Origin of the sequence: Serratia sp. LS-1 (genome assembly GCF_003719595.1) — a bacterium.
Taxonomy (GTDB): domain Bacteria; phylum Pseudomonadota; class Gammaproteobacteria; order Enterobacterales; family Enterobacteriaceae; genus Serratia; species Serratia ureilytica.
Genome location: NZ_CP033504.1, coordinates 22,673 through 48,875, shown reverse-complemented (window position 1 = coordinate 48,875; position 26,203 = coordinate 22,673). Strand labels below are relative to the sequence as shown.

General features: G+C 60.5%; 22 protein-coding genes. 8 read left to right on the top strand and 14 right to left on the bottom strand.

The genetic code is table 11. The features are described from left to right. Window positions 1-132 precede the first annotated feature (132 nt). From lptD to apaH, 6 genes are all read left to right on the top strand, one after another. Window positions 133-2,493 (top strand): LPS assembly protein LptD, encoded by a 2,361-nt coding sequence (gene lptD / locus EDY99_RS00210; protein WP_021505352.1) that lies wholly within the window; start codon window positions 133-135, stop codon window positions 2,491-2,493. Between the two features lie 65 nt (window positions 2,494-2,558). Further along, window positions 2,559-3,860: a peptidylprolyl isomerase SurA gene (gene surA, locus EDY99_RS00205; protein ID WP_033641834.1), complete on the top strand. Its 1,302-nt coding sequence runs from the start codon at window positions 2,559-2,561 to the stop codon at window positions 3,858-3,860. Next, complete coding sequence (gene pdxA / locus EDY99_RS00200; RefSeq protein ID WP_370453945.1) at window positions 3,838-4,839, top strand: 4-hydroxythreonine-4-phosphate dehydrogenase PdxA; 1,002 nt, start codon at window positions 3,838-3,840, stop codon at window positions 4,837-4,839. The genes surA and pdxA overlap by 23 nt, the downstream gene beginning before the upstream one ends. Then, the gene (rsmA, locus tag EDY99_RS00195) at window positions 4,832-5,650 is read left to right on the top strand and encodes a 16S rRNA (adenine(1518)-N(6)/adenine(1519)-N(6))-dimethyltransferase RsmA (protein ID WP_033641833.1); all 819 of its coding nucleotides are present in this window, start codon (window positions 4,832-4,834) and stop codon (window positions 5,648-5,650) included. The genes pdxA and rsmA overlap by 8 nt, the downstream gene beginning before the upstream one ends. 12 nt (window positions 5,651-5,662) lie before the next feature. After that, on the top strand, window positions 5,663-6,040 hold the full coding sequence (apaG, locus tag EDY99_RS00190) for a Co2+/Mg2+ efflux protein ApaG (RefSeq protein WP_015376624.1): 378 nt from the start codon (window positions 5,663-5,665) through the stop codon (window positions 6,038-6,040). Window positions 6,041-6,042: 2 nt separating this feature from the next. Further along, window positions 6,043-6,894, top strand: coding sequence for a bis(5'-nucleosyl)-tetraphosphatase (symmetrical) ApaH (gene apaH / locus EDY99_RS00185; RefSeq protein ID WP_033641832.1), 852 nt, complete (start codon window positions 6,043-6,045; stop codon window positions 6,892-6,894). Window positions 6,895-6,940: 46 nt separating this feature from the next. Here apaH and EDY99_RS00180 read toward each other — a convergent pair whose 3' ends face one another. The 4 genes from EDY99_RS00180 to EDY99_RS00165 all read right to left on the bottom strand — a co-directional run bounded on the left by EDY99_RS00180 (window position 6,941) and on the right by EDY99_RS00165 (window position 10,898). Further along, complete coding sequence (locus tag EDY99_RS00180; RefSeq protein ID WP_033651686.1) at window positions 6,941-8,830, bottom strand: PhoX family phosphatase; 1,890 nt, start codon at window positions 8,828-8,830, stop codon at window positions 6,941-6,943. 180 nt (window positions 8,831-9,010) lie between these two features. Next, entirely contained in the window at window positions 9,011-9,493 is a 483-nt protein-coding gene (folA, locus tag EDY99_RS00175; RefSeq protein WP_033637073.1) for a type 3 dihydrofolate reductase, read from the bottom strand. A 143-nt stretch (window positions 9,494-9,636) separates the two neighbouring features. Then, entirely contained in the window at window positions 9,637-10,101 is a 465-nt protein-coding gene (locus tag EDY99_RS00170) for a threonine/serine exporter (protein ID WP_033651687.1), read from the bottom strand. Continuing rightward, complete coding sequence (locus tag EDY99_RS00165) at window positions 10,098-10,898, bottom strand: threonine/serine exporter ThrE family protein (RefSeq protein WP_033641829.1); 801 nt, start codon at window positions 10,896-10,898, stop codon at window positions 10,098-10,100. The genes EDY99_RS00170 and EDY99_RS00165 overlap by 4 nt, the downstream gene beginning before the upstream one ends. A gap of 128 nt (window positions 10,899-11,026) precedes the next feature. On the opposite strand from EDY99_RS00165, the gene EDY99_RS00160 reads away from it, so the two are divergent. Next, complete coding sequence (locus EDY99_RS00160; RefSeq protein ID WP_015376619.1) at window positions 11,027-11,641, top strand: LysE family translocator; 615 nt, start codon at window positions 11,027-11,029, stop codon at window positions 11,639-11,641. A gap of 34 nt (window positions 11,642-11,675) precedes the next feature. Here the strand turns inward: EDY99_RS00160 and kefC are convergent, their stop codons facing one another. The 8 genes from kefC to pvcA form a co-directional block, all read right to left on the bottom strand. Beyond that, window positions 11,676-13,529, bottom strand: a complete 1,854-nt coding sequence (gene kefC, locus EDY99_RS00155; protein ID WP_033651689.1) for a glutathione-regulated potassium-efflux system protein KefC — start codon at window positions 13,527-13,529, stop codon at window positions 11,676-11,678. Beyond that, the gene (gene kefF / locus EDY99_RS00150) at window positions 13,522-14,079 is read right to left on the bottom strand and encodes a glutathione-regulated potassium-efflux system oxidoreductase KefF (RefSeq protein ID WP_033641826.1); all 558 of its coding nucleotides are present in this window, start codon (window positions 14,077-14,079) and stop codon (window positions 13,522-13,524) included. Before kefF ends, kefC begins: the two co-directional genes overlap by 8 nt. Before the next feature lie 170 nt (window positions 14,080-14,249). After that, window positions 14,250-17,474, bottom strand: a complete 3,225-nt coding sequence (gene carB, locus EDY99_RS00145; protein WP_025301533.1) for a carbamoyl-phosphate synthase large subunit — start codon at window positions 17,472-17,474, stop codon at window positions 14,250-14,252. Window positions 17,475-17,490: 16 nt separating this feature from the next. After that, the gene (gene carA / locus EDY99_RS00140) at window positions 17,491-18,639 is read right to left on the bottom strand and encodes a glutamine-hydrolyzing carbamoyl-phosphate synthase small subunit (protein WP_072022495.1); all 1,149 of its coding nucleotides are present in this window, start codon (window positions 18,637-18,639) and stop codon (window positions 17,491-17,493) included. 471 nt (window positions 18,640-19,110) lie between these two features. Then, on the bottom strand, window positions 19,111-19,932 hold the full coding sequence (gene dapB / locus EDY99_RS00135; protein WP_047572704.1) for a 4-hydroxy-tetrahydrodipicolinate reductase: 822 nt from the start codon (window positions 19,930-19,932) through the stop codon (window positions 19,111-19,113). 263 nt (window positions 19,933-20,195) lie between these two features. After that, on the bottom strand, window positions 20,196-21,455 hold the full coding sequence (locus tag EDY99_RS00130; protein ID WP_047025186.1) for a glycosyltransferase: 1,260 nt from the start codon (window positions 21,453-21,455) through the stop codon (window positions 20,196-20,198). Between the two features lie 25 nt (window positions 21,456-21,480). Continuing rightward, window positions 21,481-22,344: a TauD/TfdA family dioxygenase gene (locus tag EDY99_RS00125; RefSeq protein WP_033651693.1), complete on the bottom strand. Its 864-nt coding sequence runs from the start codon at window positions 22,342-22,344 to the stop codon at window positions 21,481-21,483. Window positions 22,345-22,439: 95 nt separating this feature from the next. Next, on the bottom strand, window positions 22,440-23,408 hold the full coding sequence (gene pvcA, locus EDY99_RS00120) for an L-tyrosine isonitrile synthase (RefSeq protein WP_004932937.1): 969 nt from the start codon (window positions 23,406-23,408) through the stop codon (window positions 22,440-22,442). Window positions 23,409-23,599: 191 nt separating this feature from the next. Between pvcA and EDY99_RS00115 the strand changes: the two genes are divergently transcribed. Continuing rightward, a complete protein-coding gene (locus EDY99_RS00115) occupies window positions 23,600-24,526 on the top strand; it encodes a LysR family transcriptional regulator (protein WP_033641820.1) in 927 nt (308 codons plus the stop codon). Between the two features lie 271 nt (window positions 24,527-24,797). On the opposite strand, the gene ispH is transcribed toward EDY99_RS00115, so the two are convergent. Together ispH and fkpB are read right to left on the bottom strand one after the other, a co-directional pair. After that, on the bottom strand, window positions 24,798-25,751 hold the full coding sequence (ispH, locus tag EDY99_RS00110; RefSeq protein ID WP_033641819.1) for a 4-hydroxy-3-methylbut-2-enyl diphosphate reductase: 954 nt from the start codon (window positions 25,749-25,751) through the stop codon (window positions 24,798-24,800). Next, on the bottom strand, window positions 25,732-26,202 hold the full coding sequence (fkpB, locus tag EDY99_RS00105) for an FKBP-type peptidyl-prolyl cis-trans isomerase (protein WP_016929135.1): 471 nt from the start codon (window positions 26,200-26,202) through the stop codon (window positions 25,732-25,734). The genes ispH and fkpB overlap by 20 nt, the downstream gene beginning before the upstream one ends. Between the last annotated feature and the right edge of the window lies 1 nt (window position 26,203).

Here is a 26,203-nt window from a genome sequence, read left to right as displayed (position 1 = left end):
CATTTATCTTTGCGCCTAACGACGACGCAAGTAAACGGCTGGATTTAGCACTAGCGCAACGCAGATGAGTAATATAGTCTCTGACCGTTTGCCGGACACGACGCCTCTGATGACGGAACACCAAAACCGCGTATGAAAAAAAGTTTCCCAACACTGCTGGCCACGATGATTTGGACGGCACTCTACAGTCAGCATGCGCTGGCTGATCTGGCCGAGCAATGCATGCTTGGCGTTCCTGTTTACGACAAGCCTTTGGTCAGCGGCGATCCGAACAGCCAGCCGGTGACCATCAATGCCGATGACTCGCGCGCCGACTACCCGAAAAGCGCCCTGTTCAGCGGCAACGTGCATATCGAGCAGGGCAACAGCACCCTGACCGCCAAAGAAGTTGAGCTGAATCAGACGCAAAACCCCGGCCAGACGGAACCGGTGCGTACCGTCACCGCCACCGGCGACGTGCACTACAGCGACAATCAGATCAAACTGAAAGGCCCGAAGGCCTGGTCTAACCTGAATACCAAAGATACCGACGTCTATGAAGGCGACTACCAGATGGTAGGCCGTCAGGGGCGTGGCGACGCCGACAAGATGAAAATGCGCGGCGCCAACCGTTACACCATCCTGGAAAACGGCACCTTTACCTCCTGTCTGCCGGGCGACGACAGCTGGAGCGTGGTCGGTTCCGAAGTGATCCACGATCGCGAAGAGCAGGTGGCGGAAATATGGAACGCCCGCTTCCGCATCGGCGGCGTGCCGGTGTTCTACAGCCCGTACCTGCAGCTGCCGGTCGGCGACAAGCGCCGTTCCGGCTTCCTGATCCCGAACGCCAAGTACGGCAGCAACAACGGCTTCGAGTTCATGTTGCCGTACTACTGGAACATCGCGCCGAACTACGACGCTACCATTACCCCGCACTATATGTCCAAGCGCGGCCTGCAGTGGCAGACCGAGTTCCGTTATCTGGTGCAGCCGGGCCTCGGCCTGATGGAGTTCGACTGGCTGCCGGACGACAAGGAATACGGCAAAGATCATGACGACAACAAACGCTGGCTGTTCTACTGGAACCACAACGGCGTTATGGATCAAGTGTGGCGCTTTAACGTCGATTACACCAAGGTCAGCGATTCCAAGTACTTCACCGATCTGGACTCCAAATACGGCTCCACCACCGACGGCTACGCCACGCAGAAATTTAGCCTCGGCTACGCCAACGAAAACTGGAACGCCACGCTGAGCTCCAAGCAGTTCCAGATTTACGACGATACCGATCGCTCACAGTCGGACTCGTATAAAGTCCAGCCGCAGTTGGATCTGAACTACTACAAGAACGACCTAGGTCCGTTCGACTTCCATATTTACGGCCAGGCGGCCAAGTTCACCAGCGTCAACCCATACAGCCCGGACGCCACCCGTCTGCATATGGAACCGACGCTGAGTCTGCCTCTCACCAACGGCTGGGCCAGCCTGAACACCGAAGCCAAGGTGATGGCGACCCATTACCAGCAGGATATTCCTGACGGTTTCGCCGCCAACTACCAGAGCCGCAAAAACGCTGCCGCGCCGGAGCTCGATGATTCGGTCAACCGCGTACTGCCGCAGTTCAAAGTCGACGGCAAGCTGGTGTTCGAGCGGCCGATGATCTGGGCCGAAGGCGCCACCCAGACGCTGGAGCCGCGCGTGCAGTACCTGTACGTGCCGTACCGCGACCAGAGCAACATCTACACCTACGACACCACGCTGCTGCAGACCGACTACTCCGGCCTGTTCCGCGATCGCACCTACAGCGGCCTGGATCGCATCGCTTCGCAGAACCGCGTGTCTACCGGTTTGACCACCCGAATTTATGATGACGCGCTGGTTGAACGTTTTAACGCTTCCGTGGGTCAAATCTACTACTTCAGCCGTTCGCGCACCGGCGATCGGGTAACCGGGTACGACAACAACGACGATACCGGCAGCGTGGCCTGGGCCGGCGATACCTATTGGAAAATCGACGATCGTTGGGGCCTGCGCGGCGGCCTGCAGTACGACACCCGCCTGAACAGCGTCTCGCTGGGCAACGGCGTGGTGGAATACCGCCAGGATGCCGAGCGCGTAGTGCAGCTGAACTACCGTTACGCCACGCCGGAATATATCCAGACGGCGTTGAACACCAAAACGGTTCCGGCCTTCCAGGACGGCATCTCGCAGGTGGGCATCACCGGCAGCTGGCCGATCGCCGATCGTTGGGCGGTGGTCGGGGCGTACTACTACGACACCCGCGCCAAACAATCCGCCGATCAGCTGGTGGGGCTGAAGTACAACACCTGCTGCTGGGCGGTGACGCTGGGCTATGAGCGCAAGATCACCGACTGGAACAACAGCAACAATACCAGCGTTTACGACAACAGAGTTTCGTTCAACGTCGAACTGCGCGGCCTGAGCAGCGATCATAGTCTCGGCTCCGCAGAAATGCTGCGCTCCGGCATTCTGCCGTATCAGCGCGCATTCTGACGCTTTGCAACACTTTGAAAACGAGAACTTTCACCCGCATTTGCGGATTACATAATGGGAAATGTATGAAGAACTGGAGAACGCTTATTCTCGGATTGGTGGTTTGCGCCAATGCCGCGTTCGCAGCACCCCAAGAAGTGGATAAAGTCGCCGCCGTCGTGGATAACGGCGTGGTACTCGAAAGCGACGTCAACGGACTGTTGCAGTCGGTGAAGCTCAACGCCCAGCAGGCTGGTCAGCAACTGCCGGACGACAAGACGCTGCGCCATCAGATCATCGAACGCCTGATCATGGATAACATCCAGCTGCAGATGGCCAAGAAAATGGGCATCACCGTCTCCGACGCCGATCTGGACAAAGCGATCGCCAACATCGCCGCGCAGAACCGCATGAGCGTCGATCAGCTGCGCAGCCGCCTGTCGTACGAAGGGCTGAACTACAACACCTACCGCGCGCAGATCCGCAAAGAGATGCTGATCTCCGAAGTGCGCAACAACGAAGTGCGCCGCCGCGTCACCATCCTGCCGCAGGAAGTGGACGCGCTGGCCAAACAGGTGGGCGCGCAGAACGGCAGCGACACCGAAATGAACATCAGCCACATCCTGATCCCGCTGCCGGAGAACCCGTCGCAGCAGCAGGTCGACAAAGCCGAAGAGCTGGCCAAACGCCTGGTGGGCGAGATCAACAGCGGCGCCGACTTCGGCAAGCTGGCGATCACTTACTCCGCCGACTCTCAGGCGCTGAAAGGCGGCAACATGGGCTGGGGCAAGCTGCAAGAGATCCCGACCCTGTTCGCTGAACGCCTGGTCAGCGCCAAGAAAGGCGACGTCGTCGGCCCAATCCGTTCCGGCGTCGGCTTCCACATCCTGAAAGTCAACGACATCCGCGGCGCCAGCCAGTCGGTGTCGGTCACCGAAGTGCACGCTCGTCACATCCTGCTGAAACCTTCGGTGGTGCTGACCGACGACCAGGCGCGCGCCAAACTGCAATCCGTCGCGGAAGCGATCAAGAGCGGCCGCGCCAAATTCGCCGACGAAGCCAAACAGCTGTCGCAGGATCCGGGTTCCGCCATGCAGGGCGGCGATCTGGGCTGGGCTTCTCCGGACATCTACGATCCCGCCTTCCGCGATGCGTTGCTGAAGCTGAGCAAAGGTGAGATCAGCGCGCCGGTGCACTCTTCCTTCGGTTGGCACCTGATTCAGCTGCTGGATACCCGTCAGGTGGATAAGACCGACGCCGCGCAGAAAGATCGCGCTTACCGCATGCTGTTCAACCGTAAGTTCGCCGAAGAGGCGCAGACCTGGATGCAGGAACAGCGCGCCCAGGCTTACGTGAAGATCCTCGATGGCAGCGATGCGCAGCAATAAACGCGTCGTCATTACCCCCGGCGAACCCGCCGGGGTGGGGCCGGATTTGGTAGCCGCCCTGGCGCAGCAGGATTGGCCTGTTGAGCTGGTGGTGTGCGCCGATCCGGCCCTGTTGCTTGAACGCGCCAAGCGTTTGGGCCTGCCGCTGACGCTGCGCGACTACCAGCCGCAGCAGCCGGCCGAGGCGCAACGCGCCGGCACGCTGACCGTGCTGCCGGTGCCGCTCGCTCAGCCGGTTACCGCCGGTGAACTGAACGTCGGCAACAGCGCCTACGTGGTGGAAACCCTGGCACGCGCCTGCGACGGTTGCCTGAACGGCGAATTCGCTGCGCTGATCACCGGCCCGGTGAACAAGGGCGTGATCAACGACGCCGGCGTGCCGTTTATCGGCCATACCGAATTCTTTGCCGATCGCAGCCGCTGCGATCGCGTGGTGATGATGCTCGCGACCGAAGAGCTGCGCGTGGCGCTGGCGACCACCCACCTGCCGCTGCTGGCGGTGCCGGGCGCCATCACGCAGCAGAGCCTGTTCGAAGTCATTCGCATCCTCGACCACGATCTGAAAACCAAATTTGGCATCGCCCAGCCGCACATTTACGTCTGCGGTCTGAATCCCCACGCCGGGGAAGGCGGCCATATGGGGCGCGAAGAGATAGACACCATCATCCCGGCGCTCGACGCGCTGCGCGCTGACGGTATCCATCTTGTCGGCCCGCTGCCGGCGGACACCCTGTTCCAGCCCAAATATCTGCAAGATGCCGATGCGGTGCTGGCGATGTATCACGATCAGGGACTGCCGGTGCTAAAATACCAAGGGTTCGGCCGCGCGGTGAATATCACCCTCGGTTTGCCTTTCATACGCACCTCGGTCGACCACGGTACCGCTCTGGAACTGGCCGGCACCGGCACCGCCGATGTCGGCAGTTTCCAAACGGCCCTGAATCTCGCCATTAAAATGATAATTAATTGTAATGAATAACAGAGTCCACCAAGGGCACTTTGCCCGCAAACGCTTTGGACAAAACTTTTTAACCGATCAGTTTGTCATCGATAGCATTGTCTCCGCCATTCACCCGCAGCCGGGCGAAGCGGTGGTCGAGATCGGCCCCGGCCTCGGCGCCCTGACCGAGCCGGTCGGCGCACGCATGGACCGCATGACGGTGATCGAACTGGACCGCGATCTGGCCACTCGGCTGGAGAATCACCCGCAGTTGAAAGACAAGCTGACCATCCGCCAGCAGGACGCCATGACGGTGAATTTCGCCGAACTGGCCGAGGAGGCTGGCCAACCGCTGCGCGTATTTGGTAACCTGCCGTACAATATTTCGACGCCGCTGATGTTCCACCTTTTCAGCTATACTCAGGCAATCCGCGACATGCACTTTATGTTGCAGAAAGAGGTGGTCAACCGTCTGGTGGCCGGCCCTAACAGCAAGGCCTACGGGCGTTTAACCGTGATGGCGCAGTACTACTGCAACGTCATCCCGGTGCTGGAAGTGCCGCCGACCGCGTTCGCGCCGCCGCCGAAGGTCGATTCCGCCGTGGTGCGCCTGGTCCCGCACACCGAGCTGCCGAACCCGGTGGGCGACGTGCGCATGCTGAGCCGCATCACCACGCAGGCGTTCAACCAGCGGCGGAAAACCATCCGCAATAGCCTGGGCGATCTGTTCACGCCGGAGCAGCTGACGGAGCTGGGCGTCGATCCTTCGCTCAGAGCAGAGAATATTTCTGTGGCGCAGTACTGCAAGCTGGCGAACTGGCTGTCAGCCAATCCGGCGCCGCAGCAATAAGGAGTTGTTGTCATGATTGATTCGCCCCGCGTGTGTATTCAGGTTCAGAGCATCTATGTGGAATCACAGTCGATCCCTGAAGAAGAGCGTTACGTCTTCGCCTATACCATTACCATCCGCAATCTGGGGCGGACCAACGTGCAACTGCTGGGCCGTTACTGGCTGATCACCAACAGCAACGGCCGCCAAACCGAAGTCCAGGGCGAAGGCGTGATCGGCGAACAGCCCGTCATTCCGCCCGGTGGAGAGTTTCAGTACACCAGCGGCGCCATTCTGGAAACGCCGCTGGGCACCATGGAAGGCCATTACGAAATGGTTGACCATCAGGGTCAGCCGTTCCGCACCGCTATTCCCGTGTTCCGCTTAGCCATTCCAACGCTGATCCATTAATTATGTCGACATACCTTATCGGCGACGTTCACGGCTGTTTCGATGAACTGAAGTCGCTGCTGGCTCAGGTTGCGTTCGATCCCGAGCGCGATCAACTGTGGCTGACCGGCGATCTGGTGGCGCGCGGCCCCGCCTCGCTGGACGTGCTGCGCTATGTGCGCTCGCTCGGCCCGGCGGTGCGCATGGTGCTGGGCAACCACGATCTGCACCTGCTGGCGGTTTACGCCGGCATCAGCCGCAACAAACCCAAAGATCGCATCACGCCGCTGCTGGAAGCGCCGGACGCCGACGAGCTGATCAACTGGCTGCGCCGCCAACCGGTGCTGCAGGTGGATGATGAGCAAAAACTGGTGATGGCCCACGCCGGCATCACCCCGCAGTGGGACATCGACACCGCGAAAATGTGCGCGCGCGAAGTGGAGGCGGTATTGAGCAGCGACAGCTATCCGCTGTTCCTCGACGCCATGTACGGCGACATGCCGAACAACTGGGCGCCGGAGCTGAGCGGCCTGGCGCGTCTGCGTTTCAGCACCAATGCGCTGACGCGCATGCGCTACTGCTTCCCCAACGGCCAGCTCGACATGATCTGCAAAGATGCGCCGGGCAGCGCGCCGGCGCCGCTGAAACCGTGGTTCGAGCTGCCGCGCCTGGTGGACCCGGAATACACCATCATCTTCGGCCACTGGGCCTCGCTGGAAGGCAAGGGCACGCCGGAGGGCGTGATCGGGCTGGATACCGGCTGCTGCTGGGGCGGCGATCTGACGATGCTGCGCTGGGAAGACCGCCGTTACTTCACGCAGCCCGCCAATCGCGGCGAAGCGCCTGACCACGCCGGCAGATTAGCCGCATCCTGAAACGATAAAGGCGGCCCGGTGGCCGCCTTTGTTCTGTATTGCCGCCTTACGCCCCAATCACTCCGCCATCTTCACGCGTGATCATCAACACCGATGAACGCGGGCGCGGGCTGTTGTTCGGGAAGTGCGAATCGCCTTCTTCTCCGGGATGCTGTACGTTGACGAACATCGTCTTGTAGTCCGGGGTGAAGGTGATGCCGGTCAGTTCGCAGGACTTCGGCCCCACCATGAAACGGCGGATCTCGCCGCTGACCGGATCGCCCACCAGCATCTGGTTGTTTCCCTGCCCGACGTAATCGCCCTTGTTGCTGTACTTGCCGTCGGTGAGGATCCACAGACGGCCGGCGCGATCGAAACCCAGCCCGTCCGGGCTGTTGAAGGTGTTTTCCGCCGTGATGTTCGGCGTGCCGCGGTTGACGCCTTCGGGGTGGGCAATCGGGTTGCCGCACAGCGCATAGATGTCCCAGGCGAAGACGTCGGCGGTGGCGTCGCCGCCCTCGTCCCAGCGAATGATTTGGCCGTAGATATTGTTCGGTCGCGGGTTGGCGGCGTTCAACGGCATCCCTTCCTCGCCGCGCTTGCTGTTGTTAGTCAGCGTGCAGTACGCGCGCCCGTCATGCGGGTTCACCGCGATCCACTCCGGGCGATCCATTTTGGTGGCGCCGACCTGCTGCGCCGCCTTGCGGGCGAAGATCAGCACTTCGGCCTCATCGCGGAAACCGTTCTCCGGCGTCAGGCCGTTCTTGCCGAACTCAAGCGCAATCCAGCGCCCTTTGCCCTTCAGCGGCGTGCCGGCTTCATCGCCGTCGAACTGCGCCACGTACAGCGTCCCCTCGTCCAGCAGCGTGCGATTGTTGGCCGGATTGGCGGCGTCGACCACGCCTTTGGAGACGTACTTATAGATATGTTCGCCGCGCTCGTCGTCGCCCATATACACCACCAGACGGCCGTCTTTGGCCACGGTCACCGCCGCGTTTTCATGTTTGAAACGGCCGAGCGCGGTGTGCTTGATGGGCGTCGAGGTCGGATTCAACGGATCGATCTCGACAATCCAGCCGTGGCGGTTGAATTCGTTGGGATTCTTCGCCACATCAAAACGCTCGTCATAGTCCGGCCAGTTGCGTTCCGGTTCGCTGACCTTCAGCGTGTAGCGCTTCTGTTCCGGCGTGGTGCGATAATCGGCCTGACGGGTGCCGAAATAGGTGTCGAAGTTTTCCTCGCAGGTCAGGTAGGTGCCCCACGGCGTCTTGCCGTTGGCGCAGTTGCCGAAGGTGCCCAGCACCTTGCGGCCGCTCGGATCGGCGGCAGTCTGCAACAGCGGATGTCCGGCGGCCGGGCCGCTGAATTGCATCTCGCTGTTGGCGGTGATGCGGCGGTTATAGCGCGACGGGCGCTCCACCTCCCAGCGCTGGCCGTCGCCGACCCGCTTGACCGCGACAATGGAGACGCCGTGCGCCGCCTGCGATTTGCGCACCTCTTCCAGGCTGGTGGCCTTGGCGCCGCCGTGGGCGAACAGGTACTGCTCGTTAACGTATTCGTTATTGATGGCCATCACGCCGTGATTGTCATCGATAGGGAAGAAGCTCATGCCATCGTTGTTGTCGCCAAACTGTTTTTCCTGATCGGCGGCGCTGTTGTTGCCCTGCGGATCGAAGGCCGGCGCGCCGTCCACCAGCGGCTCGCCCCAGGAGATCAGCACCTCGGCGCGGTAGCCTGGCGCTATCGTCACTTCATCGGCGGTAGACGCGGCGATGCCCCGGAAGCCCAGCAGCGTGTTCGGCGGCAGATCCTCGGCTAACGCCTCGGTGGAGACCGACCAGATGCCGCCGCCGAGAAAACCGGCCAGGCCGACGGCGCCGGCGCTGCCAAGCAGCAGCTTGCGGCGAGTGGGATCGATCAGGCGGTCGGCGTCTAATTGCTCAATTTGCTTGGTCATAACGTGGTTACCTTTTTAGTTATGGCGCCGCGGTCAAGATTCACCAGAGTTGCCGTGGCGCTCGGAGTTGGGCTTCATACTAATCAGGTAATGTGACGGAAAGGTTACGAATGACCGGCGCAAAAAGACCGGGGGCGCAATTGCTTGCGCCCCCGGGGATGACTGGCTAACGCGCTGAGATCAGCGGCGCTGCAGGATTTCGAAGCAGTAGCTGTGCGAGTTCAGATCGTCGGCGTCGTGGAATTCGCTGAACGTGGTTTCCCACTCGTCCGGCTCGTAATCCGGGAAGTGAGTATCGCCGCCGACTTCGGCGTCGATGTGTGTCAGGTACAGGCGATCGGCGCGCGGCAGCAACTGGGTATAGATGCGCCCACCGCCGATCACCATTACTTCTTCCACCTCACCCGCGGCGGCCAGCGCCTCATCCAGCGAGGTCACCCAGGTCACCCCGGCGGCATTGCCCGGGCGGCTGCTCAAAACGATATTGTGACGGCCCGGCAGCGGGCGGCCGATGGACTCGAAGGTCTTGCGGCCCATAATAACCGGCTTATTCAACGTGTTGCGTTTAAACCACGCAAGGTCCGCCGGCAGGTGCCACGGCATGGCGTTTTCCATGCCAATAACGCGATCCGCCGCCAAGGCAGCGATCAGGCTGATAATCATTGTTTAACCCTGTGTAGGCAGCAAAATTGGTGACACTATACGTAAAGGCCTGAGTGCCGTCGATAGGCTAATCAAGCAAGATGAATATATAAGATAGCTCTTATCAGCATATCTAATAACCAACGTTCTTTTGCCGGGGAATTTCACACGCCGGGGCGTTTGCGGTACAACCACAGACCCGGTAACGACAGGCCGATCGACAACGCGCCGACGATGAAACTGGCCTTGAGGAAGTTGGTGATCATGGTCTCCATCAAAGCCTCGCTGTAGCCCAGATGCGAGATCTCCACCACAGTTATCATCGCGGTATAGGCGGAAATGCCGGGGAACATCGGGATCACCGCCGCCACGGTGAACACCTTCGGATGCGCCAACAGCCAGCGCGACCAATAGATACCGATGATGCCGATCAGGATCGCCGCCAGCAGCGACGCCCACTCAATGTTCATGCCCACGTGCATCATCAGCATGCGCGAGCCGCGCCCGATTGCCCCGAGCAACGCGCAATAGCGCAGCGCGCGCAGCGGCACGTTGAACACCATGGCGAAGCCCAGCGCCGGCACCGCCGCCAACAGCATCTCCTGCAACAATGCCCACAGCAGACTCATGACCACCCCCGCAGATCCCACAGCGACATCGCCATCACCACGCCGATACAGGTCGCCAGCGTCAACAGGCTGGCCATCGCCCAGCGCGCCAGCCCGGTGTTGACGTGCCCCTTGAACATGTCGGCCACCGCGTTGATCAGCGGGAAGCCCGGCACCAGCAGCAGCACGCTGGCGGCCATCGCCACGCTCGAGGTCTCTTTAAACACCGGCAGGCGCAGCAGCAGCCCGGATATCGACGTCGCGACAAACGCCGTCAGGCAAAAATTGATCAGCGGATTCATATGGCGGGCGGTGAGGATCTGGCGCACCAGCATCGCCGCGCCGCTGGCGATAAAGGTCACCAGGAAGGCGTCGCCGCCGCCGCCGTTGAGCATGCTGAAACACCCGCAGGACAACCCCACCATCAGCACCACCAGCCAGCGCGGATAGCGCAGCGGCCGGATCTTTTCGAAGCGCCGCGCCACGTCGTGCGTATCCGCCAGGTGATGCTCGGCGAGGATCACGATATGCTGCACTTCCGTCACCACCTGCATATTGATGCCGCGATCGACATTCTTGCGGGTCGTGGTCAGGCAGGCGCCGTGGCTGAGGGTGGTCAACACCACCGCATTGGCGGAGATTGAACTTTCCACGCTGTCCATCCCCAGCGCCAACCCCAGGCGGGTGGACAACTGCTCCACCACCGTGCTCTCGGCGCCGTGCTGCAACAGCAGCAGCGCGCATTGAATGCACAAGCGGGTGATTTCACGCTGTTGCCGGTGCGGTTCCGGCCTGTCTGTGGCGGTAGTCTGCTGCATGTTGCTCCGTCGCTGGCGATAGATGAATTATTATCATAGAGCCTAACAATACCTCATTGGGTTGATGCGCATCAGAGGAAGCGGCGTTATTATCGCCAACATGCTGCCTTTTGCGCGAGACGCCTCCCATGCTTGAAACTTCCCTGTTCGTCGCCGGCATTGCCGCCCTCGGCATGCTTTCCCCCGGCCCGGATTTTTTCCTGGTGATCAAAAACGCCGCCCGGTACCCGCGTCTGGCCGCCATGATGACCGCCTTCGGCGTGATCTGCGGCGTCGCCACCCACATGTCCTACTGCGTCGCCGGGCTGGCGGTGGTGATCACCACCACGCCGTGGCTGTTCAACCTGCTGAAATACGCCGGGGCGGTCTATCTGGTGTGGATCGGCATCCAGGCGCTGCTGTCGCGCGGCGGCGGCAAAATGAACGTCAGCAATCTGCCGCAGCAACAGGTCAGCCTGAAGAGCGCCTTTGCGCAAGGCTACCTGTGCAACCTGCTGAACCCGAAAGCCACCCTGTTCTTCCTGGCGGTCTTCACCCAGGTGTTGCAGATCGATTCCGGTCTGGGTGACAAGCTGTGGTACGCGGGGATTATTCTCGGCCTGTCGGTCATCTGGTGGCCGCTGCTGGTGTTTTTGATCCAGAGCGGGCCGGTGCGCCGCGGGCTGGAAAAGACGCAGAAGATCGTCGACAAATTGCTGGGCGGCATGTTGATCGCCTTAGGCATCAAGGTCGCGCTGAGCTAAGCAAAAAAGGGGCGCCATCACGGCGCCCCTCCCCTTATCCTTTGGCTTCCACCACTTCGTCTTCCGGCGCCTTGCCGTCGATACTGCCGCGCCAGCCGGTCTGCTGCACCCGCGCCAGCCGATTCTGATCCTGCTCGATGGCCGCGCTTAGCATCTCCTTGGCCCGCTGCAGGCTGGCGATACGGAATTCAGTATCCTGGTAATTATCCAGCGTATCTTCCAGCATCTTCAGGTTATAGCGGCGGAAAGTGTCCGCTTTCTCGCGCGCCTCATAGGCGTCCAGCCCCAGCAGCTCCAGCGTTTCACGGCCGACGCGCAGCGAGCTTTCGAAGGTTTCGCGCTCCGGTTTTTCCACCCCCAACTGCCGCAACTGATACCAATGATCGACGTCGCGCGCCCGCGCCACCACTTTCAGATGCGGGAAGTGCTGCCTGGCCAGCTCGGTTAACGCCAGGCTGTCCTCCACATCGTCGATGGCGTTGATCAGCACCTTGGCGTGAGCGGCGCCGGCCGCCTCCAGCAGATCGGCGCGCGTGGCGTCGCCGTAGAACACCTTGGTGTCGAATTTACGCAGCGTTTCGATATGGTCCGGATCGTGATCCAGTACCACGGTGTGCACGCCGTTGGCCAACAGTAAACGACCGGCGATCTGGCCGAAACGGCCGAAGCCGGCGATGATCACGCTGGCGTTCTCGTCATCAATGACGTCAGCCGGGCGATCCTCTTTCGGCGCATTTTTTTCCAGCTGCGCGGCGATCACCAACAGCAGCGGGGTGGCCGCCATCGACAGCGCCACCGCCAGCGTCAGCGACTTGGCCCATTCAACCGGCAAGACGCCGGCCAGCTGCGCGGCGCTGAAGATCACGAAGGCGAACTCACTGCCCTGCCCCAGCAGAATGGCGAACAGGCCGCGCTGGCGCTTCGGCACCCCGAGCAGCGGGCCGATCAGCCACAGCAACGCCGCCTTGATAAGCATAAAGCCAAGCAGCAACGAGGCGATCAGCAACGGATGATGGAACAGCGTGCCGAAGTCGATCGACATGCCGACGCCGATGAAAAACAGCCCCAGCAGCAACCCTTTGAACGGCTGAATATCGCTCTCCAGCGCGTGGCGGTATTCCGAGCTCGCCAACAGCACCCCGGCGAGGAACGCCCCCATCGCCATCGACAACCCGGCCATCTCCAGCAGGATGCCAAAGCCGAACACCAGGAATAGCGCCACGGCGCTGAACACCTCGCGCATGCCCGAACGGGCGACGAAGTGCAGCAGCGGGCGGGTGACGTAGCGGCCAAGCAGCACCACCATCGTCAACGCGCCCACCACTTTGGCCGCCGACAGTACGAAAGCGCCCAGCGTCGTGGTGGCGCCGCTGCTGGCCAGCAGCGGGATCATCGCCACCAGCGGGATCGCCGCGATATCCTGGAACAGCAACACCGCAAACGCGCTGCGGCCGATCGGCGACGGCGTCAAATTGCGTTCGCTCATCGCCTGCATGGCGATGGCGGTCGATGAGAGCGCCAGCGTCAAACCGATCAGCAGCGCCACCTTCCAGTTGAGGCCGAGGAAGTAGCAGAAGGCGCTCAGCGCCAGGCCGCAGCCCACCATCTGAATGCTGCCGCCGCCGAACACCGAGGCGCGCAGCGTCCACAGCCGTTTGGGATCCAGCTCCAGGCCGATGATAAACAGCATCAGCACCACGCCGATCTCGGCGAAGGTCAGGATAGACTCGGCATCCGACACCAGCTTCAGCCCCCAGGGGCCGATAATGCAGCCGGCGATCAGGTAACCGAGCACCGAACCCAGCCCCAGGCGCACCGCAATCGGCACGAACAGCGCGGCGGAACCGAGATAGATCAGCCCCTCGATCATCATGTGGTGGTTATCCATGGCTGGCCTCCCGGGTTTCCGCTTCGGCATGTTCCATCAGATAGTCGACCAACCGCTGCCGGTAGGCTTCGCCGGCGGCGATCAGCGCCGGTTCGTTGCAGGTAAAGGTGTTGTGCAGGGCGAAGTACGGCTGCCAGTTCATGCCGCAATAAATCGCCGTGGCCTGCAGCGGCTGCGCCAGCGCGGCGAAGTTGGGAAAATCGCCCAGTTCGAAATGGTGCTCGTCACCGCCGCTGGTCACCGCCCACAGGCAGTCTTTGCCCACCAGCGCGTTGCCGTCGTGGCCATAGGCCCAGCCGTGCTCCAGCACTTTGTCGATCCACAGCTTCAACAGCGGCGGGAAGCTGTACCACTGCATCGGATGCTGCAGCACCACCATGTCGGCGCGCTCCAGCGCCTGTTGCTCGGCGTTGATATCGATATTGAAATCGGGGTACAGCTCATACAGCGAGCGCACCTCCACCTCGGGAAGATCCCTCACCGCCTGCAGCAGGCGGTGATTGGCATGCGAATGCCGGGGATACGGGTGAGCATAAATTATCAGAATCATTGTTATCGTCGTTCCTTCGTTCCTTGCCAATACACCAAGCATATACCAATCACACAGAGTGACAGTTTGCCCACTGATTGATAGCGGAAATTTTTAACGCCAGCCTACAAATTCACTGAATAAAAAAGGGCGCTGCATCTGCAGCGCCCTGGCGTAGCGTTCTCGCGCGGTTACTTACCAATACGCGCGTGCATTTCCTGCACCGATGTAACCTGCTCGGTCGGATCCGCTTTCAGCGCCATCGCGGTGGCGAAGCCGCCGTTCAGCGTGGTGTCGTAGTGCACCTTGTACTGCAGGGCGCTGCGGCGAATCAGCTTGGAGTCCTCAATCGCCTGACGGCCTGCCGTGGTGTTGACGATGTAGGTGTACTCGCCGTTCTTGATACGGTCCTGAATGTGCGGACGCCCTTCGTGCACCTTGTTGACCAGGCGCGGGTTGATGCCCGCTTCGCCCAGCACCACCGCGGTGCCGTGGGTCGCGTCCAGCTCAAAGCCCTGCTTCAGCAGGCTGGCGGCCAAATCGACCACGCGAGCCTTGTCGCCTTCGCGCACCGACAGCAGCGCGCGGCCCTGTTTCTTCATGCCCGAGTTGCTGCCCAGCATCGCTTTGGAGAAAGCTTCCGCGAAGGTGCGGCCCACGCCCATCACTTCCCCGGTAGAGCGCATTTCCGGCCCCAAAATCGGGTCGACGCCCGGGAATTTGTTGAACGGCAGCACCACTTCTTTCACCGAGTAGTACGGCGGGATGATCTCTTCGGTCACGCCTTGTTCAACCAGCGTTTTGCCCGCCATCACGCGCGCGGCCACTTTGGCCAGCGGCACGCCGGTCGCTTTGGAGACGAACGGCACGGTACGCGCGGCGCGCGGGTTAACTTCAATCAGGTAAACTTCGTTGTCCTTCACCGCGAACTGCACGTTCATCAGGCCGCGCACCTGCAGCTCGAACGCCAGTTTTTCCACCTGGCGACGCATCACGTCCTGAATTTCCTGGCTCAGGGTGTACGCCGGCAGCGAACACGCGGAGTCGCCGGAGTGCACGCCCGCCTGCTCGATGTGCTCCATGATGCCGCCAATCAGCACGCGCTCGCCGTCGCAGATAGCATCGACATCCACTTCCACCGCATCGTCCAGGAAGCGGTCCAGCAACACCGGCGCATCGTTGGACACGCTGACCGCGGTCTGGAAGTAGCGGCGCAGGTCGGTTTCGTCATAGACGATTTCCATCGCCCGGCCGCCCAGCACGTAGGAAGGACGCACCACCAGCGGATAACCGATGCCCGCCGCCTTCTCGACCGCCTGCTCGATGGCGGTGACAGTGGCGTTGGCCGGCTGCTTCAGGCCCAGGCGGTTGACCGCCTGCTGGAAGCGTTCGCGGTCTTCGGCACGGTCGATGGCGTCCGGGCTGGTGCCGATGATCGGCACGCCTGCGGCTTCCAGCTCGCGCGCCAGCTTCAGCGGGGTCTGGCCGCCGTACTGCACGATAACGCCTTTCGGTTTCTCGATGCGCACGATTTCCAGCACGTCTTCCAGGGTCACCGGCTCAAAGTACAGGCGGTCCGAGGTGTCGTAGTCGGTGGAGACGGTTTCCGGGTTGCAGTTGACCATGATGGTCTCGTAGCCGTCTTCACGCAGCGCCAGCGAAGCGTGCACGCAGCAGTAGTCGAACTCGATGCCCTGGCCGATACGGTTCGGCCCGCCGCCCAGCACCATCACTTTCGGCCGGTCGTTGGTCGGGTTGGACTCGCACTCTTCTTCATAGGTGGAGTACATGTAGGCGGTGTCGGTAGCGAATTCCGCCGCGCAGGTATCCACGCGCTTGTACACCGGATGCAGGCCGTGGCTGTGGCGCAGCTTGCGAATTTCGCTCTCGGCGACGCCGGCCAGCTTGGCCAGACGCGCATCGGCGAAGCCCTTGCGCTTCAACGTGCGCAGGAAGTCTTTGTCCAGGCCGTTGATGCCCGCTTCTGCCACCTGCTCTTCCAGGCGCACCAGCTCTTCAATCTGCACCAGGAACCAGCGATCGACGTTGGTCAGGTTGAAGACGCCGTCGACCGACAGACCGGCGCGGAAGGCGTCGGCGATGTACCAGATGCGGTCGGAACCGGCGTCTTTCAGCTCGCGGCGGATTTTGGTCAGCGCTTCCGGATCGTCCAGGCTCACTTTCGGATCGAAACCGGTGGCGCCCACTTCCAGACCGCGCAGCGCTTTCTGCAGCGACTCTTGCTGAGTGCGGCCGATGGCCATCACTTCGCCGACCGACTTCATCTGGGTAGTCAGGCGATCGTTGGCGCCGGCGAACTTCTCGAAGTTGAAGCGCGGGATCTTGGTCACGACGTAGTCGATGGACGGCTCGAACGACGCCGGGGTGCGGCCGCCGGTGATGTCGTTCATCAGCTCATCGAGGGTATAGCCCACCGCCAGTTTGGCGGCGATCTTGGCGATCGGGAAGCCGGTGGCTTTCGACGCCAGCGCCGAAGAGCGCGACACGCGCGGGTTCATCTCGATGACGATCAGGCGGCCGGTTTTCGGGTTAACCGAGAACTGCACGTTGGAGCCGCCGGTTTCAACGCCGATCTCACGCAGCACCGCCATCGAGGCGTTGCGCATGATTTGGTATTCCTTGTCGGTCAGGGTCTGGGCCGGCGCAACGGTGATCGAGTCGCCGGTGTGGATGCCCATGGCGTCGAAGTTTTCGATGGAGCAAACGATGATGCAGTTGTCGTTCTTATCACGCACCACTTCCATCTCGTACTCTTTCCAACCGATCAGCGATTCGTCGATCAGCAGCTCGTTGGTCGGCGACAGGTCCAGACCGCGTTCGCAGATCTCTTCGAACTCTTCGCGGTTGTAGGCGATGCCGCCGCCGGTGCCGCCCATGGTAAAGGAAGGACGGATGATGCACGGGAAGCCGACGTCAGCGGCTACCGCCAGCGCTTCTTCCATGGTGTGCGCGATGCCGGAACGCGCGGTATCCAAACCGATTTTCTTCATCGCCACGTCGAAACGGCGGCGGTCTTCAGCCTTGTCGATGGCATCGGCGGTCGCGCCGATCATGGTGACGCCGAACTCGGCCAGCACGCCCTGACGCTCCAGCTCCAGCGCGCAGTTCAGCGCCGTCTGGCCGCCCATGGTCGGCAGAACCGCATCCGGACGCTCTTTTTCGATGATCTTGCGCACCACTTCCCAGTGGATCGGCTCAATGTAGGTCGCATCGGCCATTTCCGGGTCGGTCATGATGGTCGCCGGGTTGGAGTTGACCAGAATGACGCGGTAGCCCTCTTCGCGCAGCGCTTTACACGCCTGGGCGCCCGAGTAGTCGAACTCACACGCCTGGCCGATAACAATCGGGCCAGCGCCGAGGATCAGGATGCTTTTTATGTCTGTACGTTTTGGCATTTTTTACTGCTCCTGATTATTTGGCGTTAGAACGGTAAGTCTCAATCAGTTCGATAAAGTGATCGAACAGCGGCGCGGCGTCGTGCGGGCCTGGGCTGGCTTCCGGGTGCCCCTGGAAGCTGAACGCCGCCTTGTCGGTGCGGTGAATGCCCTGCACCGTGTGGTCGAACAGCGATTTGTGCGTCACGCGCAGATTCGCCGGCAGGTCGTTTTCATCGACGGCGAAGCCGTGGTTCTGCGCGGTGATCATCACCGTGTTGTTGTCCAGATCCTTCACCGGGTGGTTGCCGCCGTGGTGGCCGAGCTTCATCTTCATGGTTTTCGCCCCGCTGGCCAGCGCCAGCAGCTGGTGACCCAGACAGATGCCGAACACCGGAATGTCGGTTTCCAGGAACTGTTTGATGGCGGCGATGGCGTAGGCGCACGGCTCCGGGTCGCCCGGGCCGTTGGACAGGAAGATGCCGTCCGGATTCATTTTCAGCACCTCGTCGGCCGGGGTCTGCGCCGGCACCACGGTCAGGCGGCAACCGCGATCCACCAGCATGCGCAGGATGTTGCGCTTGGCGCCGTAGTCGTAAGCCACCACGTGGAACGGCAGTTCCGCGGCGGTTTTGGCTTCCGGCAGGTCGCCTTCAAGCGTCCAGCTGCCTTGCTGCCAGCTGTAGGCCTCTTGAGTGGTGACCTCTTTCGCCAAATCCATGCCCTTCAACCCCGGGAAACCTTGCGCCTTGGCCAGAGCCAGCGCGGCATCCGGCGAATCGGCGGCGACGATGCAGCCGTTCTGGGCGCCTTTTTCGCGCAGCAGGCGAGTCAACTTACGGGTATCGATATCGGCGATCGCCACGATGTTGTGACGCTTGAGGTAGTCGGACAGGCTTTCTTCACTGCGGTAGTTGCTGGCGATCAGCGGGAGGTCACGAATGACGAGGCCTTGGGCGTGTACTGCGGAGGATTCTTCGTCGGAAGCATTGGTGCCGACATTGCCGATATGAGGATAAGTAAGAGTAACGATCTGGCGGGAATAGGAAGGATCAGTGAGGATTTCTTGATAACCGGTCATCGACGTATTGAAGACCACTTCCCCCACTGCCGTTCCCTCTGCCCCGATGGCCCGACCGTGGAATTGGGTTCCGTCTTCCAGAACCAATAGCGCTGACTTTATCAAAACATCCTCCGAGGAATAATCAATCACAATATTTGCATATTAATTCAGATATCGCGATCTAAATCAATGCAAAAACCGTCCGCGAGGCCAATTTTTGGCAAATTGGGCGCATTTTAATGATGAGTGCCTGGCTTGTCTACCCAAACTGCCGTTTTTTGTTTTATTTTTGCAGTTCTCGGCGCGCATGCGGCTTGAGCGCCGATAAAAACACAGAAAACCGGGGCTGGAAAACGGTTGCGGGGAAGAATGACGGAAAACGGCGCCGGAATGGAACAAAAAAGACGCTAAAAAAGCCGAGAGTGGAAAAAAAGGAGATGATTAGCAAAGTAAATATAGATAAATAACATCTTTGACAATAAAACAAAGCCAACATGATATTTATCATGTTAAAAAAAAAGGACAATAAAATTATTGCCCGATTATCATAGCATTATGACCAATACAACCACATCACGATGGTATGCAAATCAATTATAACTGGTCCAAATTCAATACATCTCGCATATCAAACAAACCTTTATCCCGATTATGCAGCCAGGCCGCCGCGCGCACCGCGCCGCTGGCGAAAGTCATGCGGCTGGAGGCCTTATGGGTGATTTCCACCCGTTCACCGATGTCGGCGAACATCGCGGTGTGCTCGCCGACGATGTCGCCGGCGCGAATGGTGGCGAAGCCGATGCTCTTCGGATCGCGCTCGCCGGTATGGCCTTCGCGCGCATAGACCGCACAGTTTTTCAGATCGCGCCCCAGCGCGCCGGCGATCGCTTCGCCCATGGCCAACGCCGTGCCCGACGGCGCATCCACTTTGTGGCGGTGGTGCGCCTCAACGATTTCGATATCGGTGTAGTCGCCCATCACCTGCGCGGCCTTCTCCAGCAGTTTCAGCACCAGGTTGACGCCGACGCTGAAGTTGGCGGCGAACACGATGCCGATGTGCTGCGCCGCAGCGCGGATCGCCTGCTTGCCGGCGTCATCGAAGCCGGTGGTGCCAATCACCATCGCCTTGTGGTGCGCCACGCAAAATTCCAGGTAGCCCAGGGTGCTTTCAGGGCGGGTGAAGTCGATCAAAATATCGAACTCGCTCGCCACTTTATCCAGACTGTCACTCACCTTGACGCCCAGCGCGCCGATGCCCGCCAGCTCGCCGGCATCAACGCCGACCAGGCTCGATCCCGGTCGTGACAGCGCCGCCCCCAACACCACGCCTTCCGCCTGCTGCACCGCCTGGATCAATTGACGGCCCATCCGGCCGCCGGCGCCCGCAATCGCAATGCGGATTTGTGAATCTTTCATGCTTGCTCTCTTCTTGATGTAACGCGTATCCCATTAACCTATCGATTCAGGGTAACTGCCCCGCTGCGGCGCCGCCAGAGGATTCATTTCATAATTAGAAAATTATGATATTGCGCTTCTTTCATCAGCGGCGCTGTCGTGAGATTAACATTCAACCGATTTGGCGGCCTGCGACGATTGTACATAATCATGCAGTTTTCATTGCAAAAAAATGCAGAAAAAAGGCGCCGAAAACGGCGCCTGAGGAACGGAGTGCGGCGGGGTCAAGCGGTAATGGCGGCCACTTCGTTGGCTATCGCCGTCAGCGCATCGTGGCGAGCATAGTCCTCCTGCACCAGCGCCGCGCGCCGGCGATAGATCGGCTGTTGCAGAATGCGCGTCGCTGCCGCCAGTATTTGTTCCGCGCTTGGCGTGCTGGTATGCAGGCTGATGCCGCAACCGGCGGCCACCACGCGCGCGGCCGCCTCCAGCTTGTCCTCACCGGTGCCGGCGACAATCAGCGGCACACCGCTGTCCAGCGCATAGTTGATCGAGCCGTAACCGCCGTTGGTGATCAGCAGCGCCGCCTGCGGCAACCAGTGTTCGAAGGAGATGAACGCCCGCACTCGGGCGTTGTCCGGCAACGCGTCCATCAGCCCTTCGGTCGCCCGCCCGCCGGTAGTAGCCAACACCCGCACCGGCAGATGCGCCAGCGCCTGCAGCGTCGGCACGATCAGCTGATGCAGATCGACATTGGCCAACGTGCCCTGAGACACGATCACCAGCGGCCGACGATCGTCCTCCTCCCACAGCGCCTCTTCCGCGGCCGGTTGACCACCGCTGCGCAGCGGCCCGACGAAGCGCACGCCGCTCGGCAGGTCGTCGCGCTCATATTCCAGCGCCGTGGTGGCCAACTGCAGGAAACGCTCGCAGCCGCCGATCAGCGTATCGGTAAACGGGCGATTCAGCGGCCGCCCGCCCGCTTGCACCAGCGCGGTATCAAAGCTTTGCTGCACCTCATCAAGCAACACCCGCGTCGCTTCATCCACCAATTGCTCGCGGGTCAGCGCCCGCGGCAGCAGCGCCGGCGGGATGCGCGGGCCATAGAAAATGGCGTCGCGCGAAGAATACGACAGCGGCGTGACGCCGATCCCGAAGACCGGCGGCCGTTCGGCGGACTGCAGCAGCGGCAGCACGCCGTAGAAGCAGTTCTCCACCATCAGCAGATCGGTCTTTTCGGCGGCGATGGCCGCACGCAGCTGACGATCCAACAGTGGGATCGGCGCGGCGAAGAAATCTTTCAGCGCCAGCGCCATCTGCGCATTGCCCGGCGGCAGCGCGGCGCGCTCGGGGAAATGCGCCTCCAGGTGGCGATAGTCGAAGTCCACCTGCGCGTCGAACGGCACGAAGCTCGCCCCAGCCGCTTCGGCGCGTTCGCGGAACAGCGCGCCGGTCATCACCCGCACCTGATGCCCTTGGGCGATCAGGTGGCGAGCGATGGCTAACATCGGGTAGACGTGCCCCGGAGTGGCGACCGCCGCCATCAGTATCCTTGCCATAATGCTCCTTTTAAGCTTCTGCGTTGGCCGGCTTCAGCGCCAGATTGGCGCACACCGGATTGCTTTGAATATGCACGCGCTGCAAATGACGCGCGGAACGGGCGGTAAAGCCCTCGCGGCCGTGCAGCAGCGAGAAGTTGTCCGCGACCACCACGTCACCCTGTTGCCACTGGTGGGCATAATAGTGACGCGGATCGTACAGGTGCTGCTGCAGAGTACGGTGGAACTGTTCCTGCTGCTGCGCCGGCACGCCGTGATATTCCAGCGCATGCTGGTTGAGGAATTTTTTCCCCTCCGTCGGCGGTTCATTGTAGCGCATGATCAATCCTCTGCCGTTCGGGTGCTGCACCACCAGCGGCGAACAGACTTCACCGCCGTAATGCACCACCTGCTTGATGCGGTAGGTGATAGACACCGACAGCCACTGCTCCAGCAACGCTTCGTCCGCATTGGCCAGCAAGCGCGTGGTGTCGACGAAGGTGGTACATCCGCCTTCGTCCGGCGACGGCGCCGCCACGCAGTGGAATAACTGGAACTCGGGGATGGTCGGCTTATACATGCCATCCCAATGCAGCGGGACGTAGCTGCTGTCGAAGATATGATCCTTGGCGTCCGGATGTTCCTTCACGTCCAGCACCGCACCGAACGGCCACATCATGATCTCGCCCCACTGTTCGGCATAGCGAGTCAGGACTTCCGGCTCGCTGAAACCGGAGTCGAACCCGCGCAGCACCAGCAAGTGGTGCTCCTGCGCCAGCGCTCGCAGCGCCGCCACCGGCAGCTCGCTGACCTTTTGCCCCGGATGCTGCGGCGTCAGGATCGCGCCGAACGGGGTGTTCGGTTGAATGTGGCAATTAAGCGGTTGGTTGTTCATGGTGATTCTCCTTGCATCGAATGTGCTGCTCACACGGCAACGTGCCGTCAAAAAGGCGCCCGTCAGGATTTCGGGCGCAAAAGCATGCAGCGGCCTCAGGCCATCTGCGGTTGTTCGATCAGGTAATGGCTCGGCGTGCCGCGGATCTCAACCAACTCGCCGTCCAGGCTCTGCGCGTCTTTACGCTTCATCAGCACGAACTGGCCGTTCACGTTGGCCGCCACGCCATGCCACGGCGTCAGCCAGTCGTCTTTGGTCGGCATCATGTGGATGCCTATCTTCAGGCTGTCGGCCGGCTGCGGGTGAATCGACAGGCGGATCGCCGCCGGGAAATGCTGGGCCAGCAGGTTGCCCCAGGCCCAGCTGCGCTGGATAACGCCGCAGGCGCGCCGTTTGGCGTCTTTTTGCAGCGCGGCGTTGGAACCGCTGTAGCCCGGCAGGAGGCTGTCTTCATATAAGAAGCGCGTGATGGCGCGATACAGCATTAATCCCTGCTCGTCCTGCATCAGCTGGCGCTTGATCGCCTCTTCCGATTCGGCATAACCGTCCACCAACAGCCGGCGCAGCAGATCGTAGTCATCGGTATGCTCCGCCAGGCCTTTGACATCACCGAGGTTGAACACGCTCAGGTGGGTTGCGCCCACTTCATGCAGCAGGCTTTCAATCTCACGTTGATAATGGTTGATCGCTTCGTCGCTGACGCGGATCAGATCGCCGAACACGTGGCCGTCGGAACAGATAACGATATGCGCGCCCGGCGGGTAATAGAGTTGAATGCGCTGGCACAGCGAGTTGAGGAAGATCAGCGACAGCCGCTCCGCCATGTCCGGCACCGCGCCTATCACTTTATTGGCGTTGGGTGACTTGGTCGGAAAAGCCGGCAGCACGAATTCGATGCGCTGGTCGTTTTCAATGAATGCCCGAATGCGAGGCAATTGCACCTGAGTGACCTGCCGCTCCTCTTCAGCCAGAGAAGCATCGTCGGCGATGAGACGACGTCGATATTGCAATAATTCACGTAGGATTTTTAATGCTATCTCTTCTTTTTTCTGTGCGCTATCCACAATGAGCTCCTGTTGCGATGTGGCGCGGGTGTATTATTGGCAAGCGCAATAAGATTTATCAAAAAGAGATAAAGCGCATGCAAAATAATAATCAGCCCGGCGTTTATATGCTTCAGGCAATATAGGAAAGATGGTGCTATATTATTAGCCCGTATAACTCACAATCTAGGTTAAGTTGTGCTTAACAAACTATGAGCAATATTTTAAAACGCATGGCCATTTTCTCAAAAGTGGTCGATTGTGGCGCATTCAGCATGGCGGCAAAAGAATTGGGCATGACGACATCGGCCGTCAGCCAGCATATTCGCCAGCTGGAGGAACATCTGGGTATTCAATTACTGTTGCGATCGACGCGCTCATTGAGCCTGACCGAAGCCGGATTGTGCTTTTATGAAGATTGTCTGCTGATGATCCACGCCGCCGAGCGCGGGCAACAGCGGATCGCCGCGCTGCGCGGCGAGCTGGTCGGTGAACTGCGCGTCGCCACCTCGACCGAATTCGCCACCCATTATCTGGTGCCGGCGCTGCAGAGCTTCCTCGACGAACACCCGCGCATCACGCTGCGGTTGGAAATCCACGATGAGAGAATAGACCTCATCGCGCAACGCATCGATCTGGCGATACGCGGCGGCGCGCTGGCTGACTCCAGCTACGTCTCCACGCGGCTGGCGCGCTGCCGTGAAGTGCTGTGCGCCTCCCCGGCCTACCTGGCGAACTACGGGGTACCGGATTCGCCGCAGGCGCTGACGCAACATCACTGGGTCACCTTTACGCCGCTCGGCAATCCGCAGTTTGTTCGCCTGATCCATCGCGACGGCGGCGAGCACCGCATGCGCATGACCGGGCGACTGTTCACCAACAGCGGCATGGCGATGAAGGAGCTGGCGCTGACCGGCAAAGGCATCATTCGCAATTTCTTCGCCAACGTCGAGCGAGAGTTGCGCAGCGGCGAGCTGATTGAAATATTGCCCGACTGGCGATTACCGGAAATTAATTGCTATGCCATTATGCCGCGACGGGAGATCCAGCCATTAAAAGTCCGGCGATTGCTGGAGCATATGAAGCTCTATTTAAAGGAGAAAGGATTAAACGACCTAGAACAGATTCGACAAGAATAAAATAAGAAACATCTGCAAGACCACTATTGTAATTATTGTAATCACGTTGACGACACCAGGCCCTATTTAGATTGCAGCCTAATGATATTCTATTTAATGACTTTATTCAGCCTATATAATTAATGACGCCACCGCTATTTCAAATACTCAGAATAAATTTGGCTTTAGTTAGCAGAAAATTTGAATATGCTCAGCATTTTATTTTTAATGCCGTTGGCATTCCAAAAAAAACGGGAAGCCTAAGCTCCCCGTTGTCATTCGCTCACGCACCTCAGTCAATCTGCCGGACGTCCACGCGCAGCTCTTTCGGCACTTCGAACACGATGTTCTCTTCACGCCCGCTGATTTCATGCACGTCGACACCGCCCAGCGCTTTCAGGCGAGAGATCACCTCCTGCACCAGCACGTCCGGCGCCGAAGCGCCGGCGGTGACGCCGATGTTGCGCGCTTCGCTCAGCCAACTTTCCTGAATATCCGCCGCCGAATCGATCAGATAAGCCGGTTTGCCCACGCGCTGCGCCAGTTCGGCCAGACGGTTAGAGTTGGAAGAGTTCTTCGACCCCACCACCAGCACCACGTCCGCATCGCCGGCCAGGTTACGCACCGCTTCCTGACGGTTGGTGGTGGCGTAGCAAATGTCATCCTTGCGCGGACCGATAATGCTCGGGAAGCGCTGACGCAGCGCATCGATCACGTCCGAGGTATCATCAACCGACAGCGTGGTCTGCGTCATGAAGCACAGGTTGTTTTCGTCTTTCACCTGCAGCTTCCACACGTCTTCCGGCGATTCGACCAGGTACATACCGCCCTGCGGGTTGCTGTACTGGCCCATGGTGCCTTCCACCTCCGGGTGCCCGGCATGGCCGATCAGAATCGCTTCGGTGCCGCGGCGGCTGGCGCGCGCCACTTCCATATGCACCTTGGTCACCAGCGGACAAGTGGCGTCGAACAGCATGGTCAGATCGCGCGCCTTGGCTTCGGCGCGCACGGCTTGAGACACGCCGTGCGCCGAGAAGATCAGGATAGAGCCGTCCGGCACTTCGGCGATCTCTTCGATAAACACGGCGCCACGCTCACGCAGGCTGTCGACCACGTAGCGGTTGTGCACCACTTCATGCCGTACGTAGATCGGCGCGCCATACAGCTCCAGCGCGCGTTCCACGATGCTGATCGCACGATCAACCCCGGCGCAGAAGCCGCGCGGGTTAGCCAGCAATATTTGCATGCGTCTCCTCCTGCTGCGGATCGATCTCCAGCACTTCGATGTCGAAGGTCACCGGATGGCCCGCCAGCGGATGGTTGAAATCGACGGTGATCGAATCTTCCGCCACCGCGCGCACCACGCCCGGCATTTCGCTGCCGTCAATCGCGGTAAACAGCATGATGGTGCCCACGTCCGGCACGCCGGTTTCCGCGAAGTCGCGGCGCGAGAAGAACTGGACCAGATCCGGGTTCTCCGCGCCGAACGCCGCTTCCGGCTGCAGGGTAAAGGCGCGCTTGTCGCCCGCGCGCAGGCCGAGCAGCTGCTCTTCCAGCGGCGCCGACAGGCTGCCGTCACCCAGGCGGAACAGCGCCGGTTTGCCGCTGCTGCGGGTGGATTCGGCGGTCGAACCGTCTTCCAGTTTCAGCGTAAAGTGAACCAGCACCGCGCTGTCACTGATAACCTGAGCCGTCATA

Bases quoted from the DNA above. Each gene is read 5' to 3' on its own strand.
- lptD (WP_021505352.1), top strand. From the start codon at position 133: ATGAAAAAAAGTTTCCCAACACTGCTGGCCACGATGATTTGGACGGCA.
- surA (WP_033641834.1), top strand. From the start codon at position 2,559: ATGAAGAACTGGAGAACGCTTATTCTCGGATTGGTGGTTTGCGCCAAT.
- pdxA (WP_370453945.1), top strand. From the start codon at position 3,838: ATGGCAGCGATGCGCAGCAATAAACGCGTCGTCATTACCCCCGGCGAA.
- rsmA (WP_033641833.1), top strand. From the start codon at position 4,832: ATGAATAACAGAGTCCACCAAGGGCACTTTGCCCGCAAACGCTTTGGA.
- apaG (WP_015376624.1), top strand. From the start codon at position 5,663: ATGATTGATTCGCCCCGCGTGTGTATTCAGGTTCAGAGCATCTATGTG.
- apaH (WP_033641832.1), top strand. From the start codon at position 6,043: ATGTCGACATACCTTATCGGCGACGTTCACGGCTGTTTCGATGAACTG.
- EDY99_RS00180 (WP_033651686.1), bottom strand. From the start codon at position 8,830: ATGACCAAGCAAATTGAGCAATTAGACGCCGACCGCCTGATCGATCCC.
- folA (WP_033637073.1), bottom strand. From the start codon at position 9,493: ATGATTATCAGCCTGATCGCTGCCTTGGCGGCGGATCGCGTTATTGGC.
- EDY99_RS00170 (WP_033651687.1), bottom strand. From the start codon at position 10,101: ATGAGTCTGCTGTGGGCATTGTTGCAGGAGATGCTGTTGGCGGCGGTG.
- EDY99_RS00165 (WP_033641829.1), bottom strand. From the start codon at position 10,898: ATGCAGCAGACTACCGCCACAGACAGGCCGGAACCGCACCGGCAACAG.
- EDY99_RS00160 (WP_015376619.1), top strand. From the start codon at position 11,027: ATGCTTGAAACTTCCCTGTTCGTCGCCGGCATTGCCGCCCTCGGCATG.
- kefC (WP_033651689.1), bottom strand. From the start codon at position 13,529: ATGGATAACCACCACATGATGATCGAGGGGCTGATCTATCTCGGTTCC.
- kefF (WP_033641826.1), bottom strand. From the start codon at position 14,079: ATGATTCTGATAATTTATGCTCACCCGTATCCCCGGCATTCGCATGCC.
- carB (WP_025301533.1), bottom strand. From the start codon at position 17,474: ATGCCAAAACGTACAGACATAAAAAGCATCCTGATCCTCGGCGCTGGC.
- dapB (WP_047572704.1), bottom strand. From the start codon at position 19,932: ATGAAAGATTCACAAATCCGCATTGCGATTGCGGGCGCCGGCGGCCGG.
- EDY99_RS00130 (WP_047025186.1), bottom strand. From the start codon at position 21,455: ATGGCGGCGGTCGCCACTCCGGGGCACGTCTACCCGATGTTAGCCATC.
- EDY99_RS00125 (WP_033651693.1), bottom strand. From the start codon at position 22,344: ATGAACAACCAACCGCTTAATTGCCACATTCAACCGAACACCCCGTTC.
- EDY99_RS00115 (WP_033641820.1), top strand. From the start codon at position 23,600: ATGAGCAATATTTTAAAACGCATGGCCATTTTCTCAAAAGTGGTCGAT.
- ispH (WP_033641819.1), bottom strand. From the start codon at position 25,751: ATGCAAATATTGCTGGCTAACCCGCGCGGCTTCTGCGCCGGGGTTGAT.
- fkpB (WP_016929135.1), bottom strand. From the start codon at position 26,202: ATGACGGCTCAGGTTATCAGTGACAGCGCGGTGCTGGTTCACTTTACG.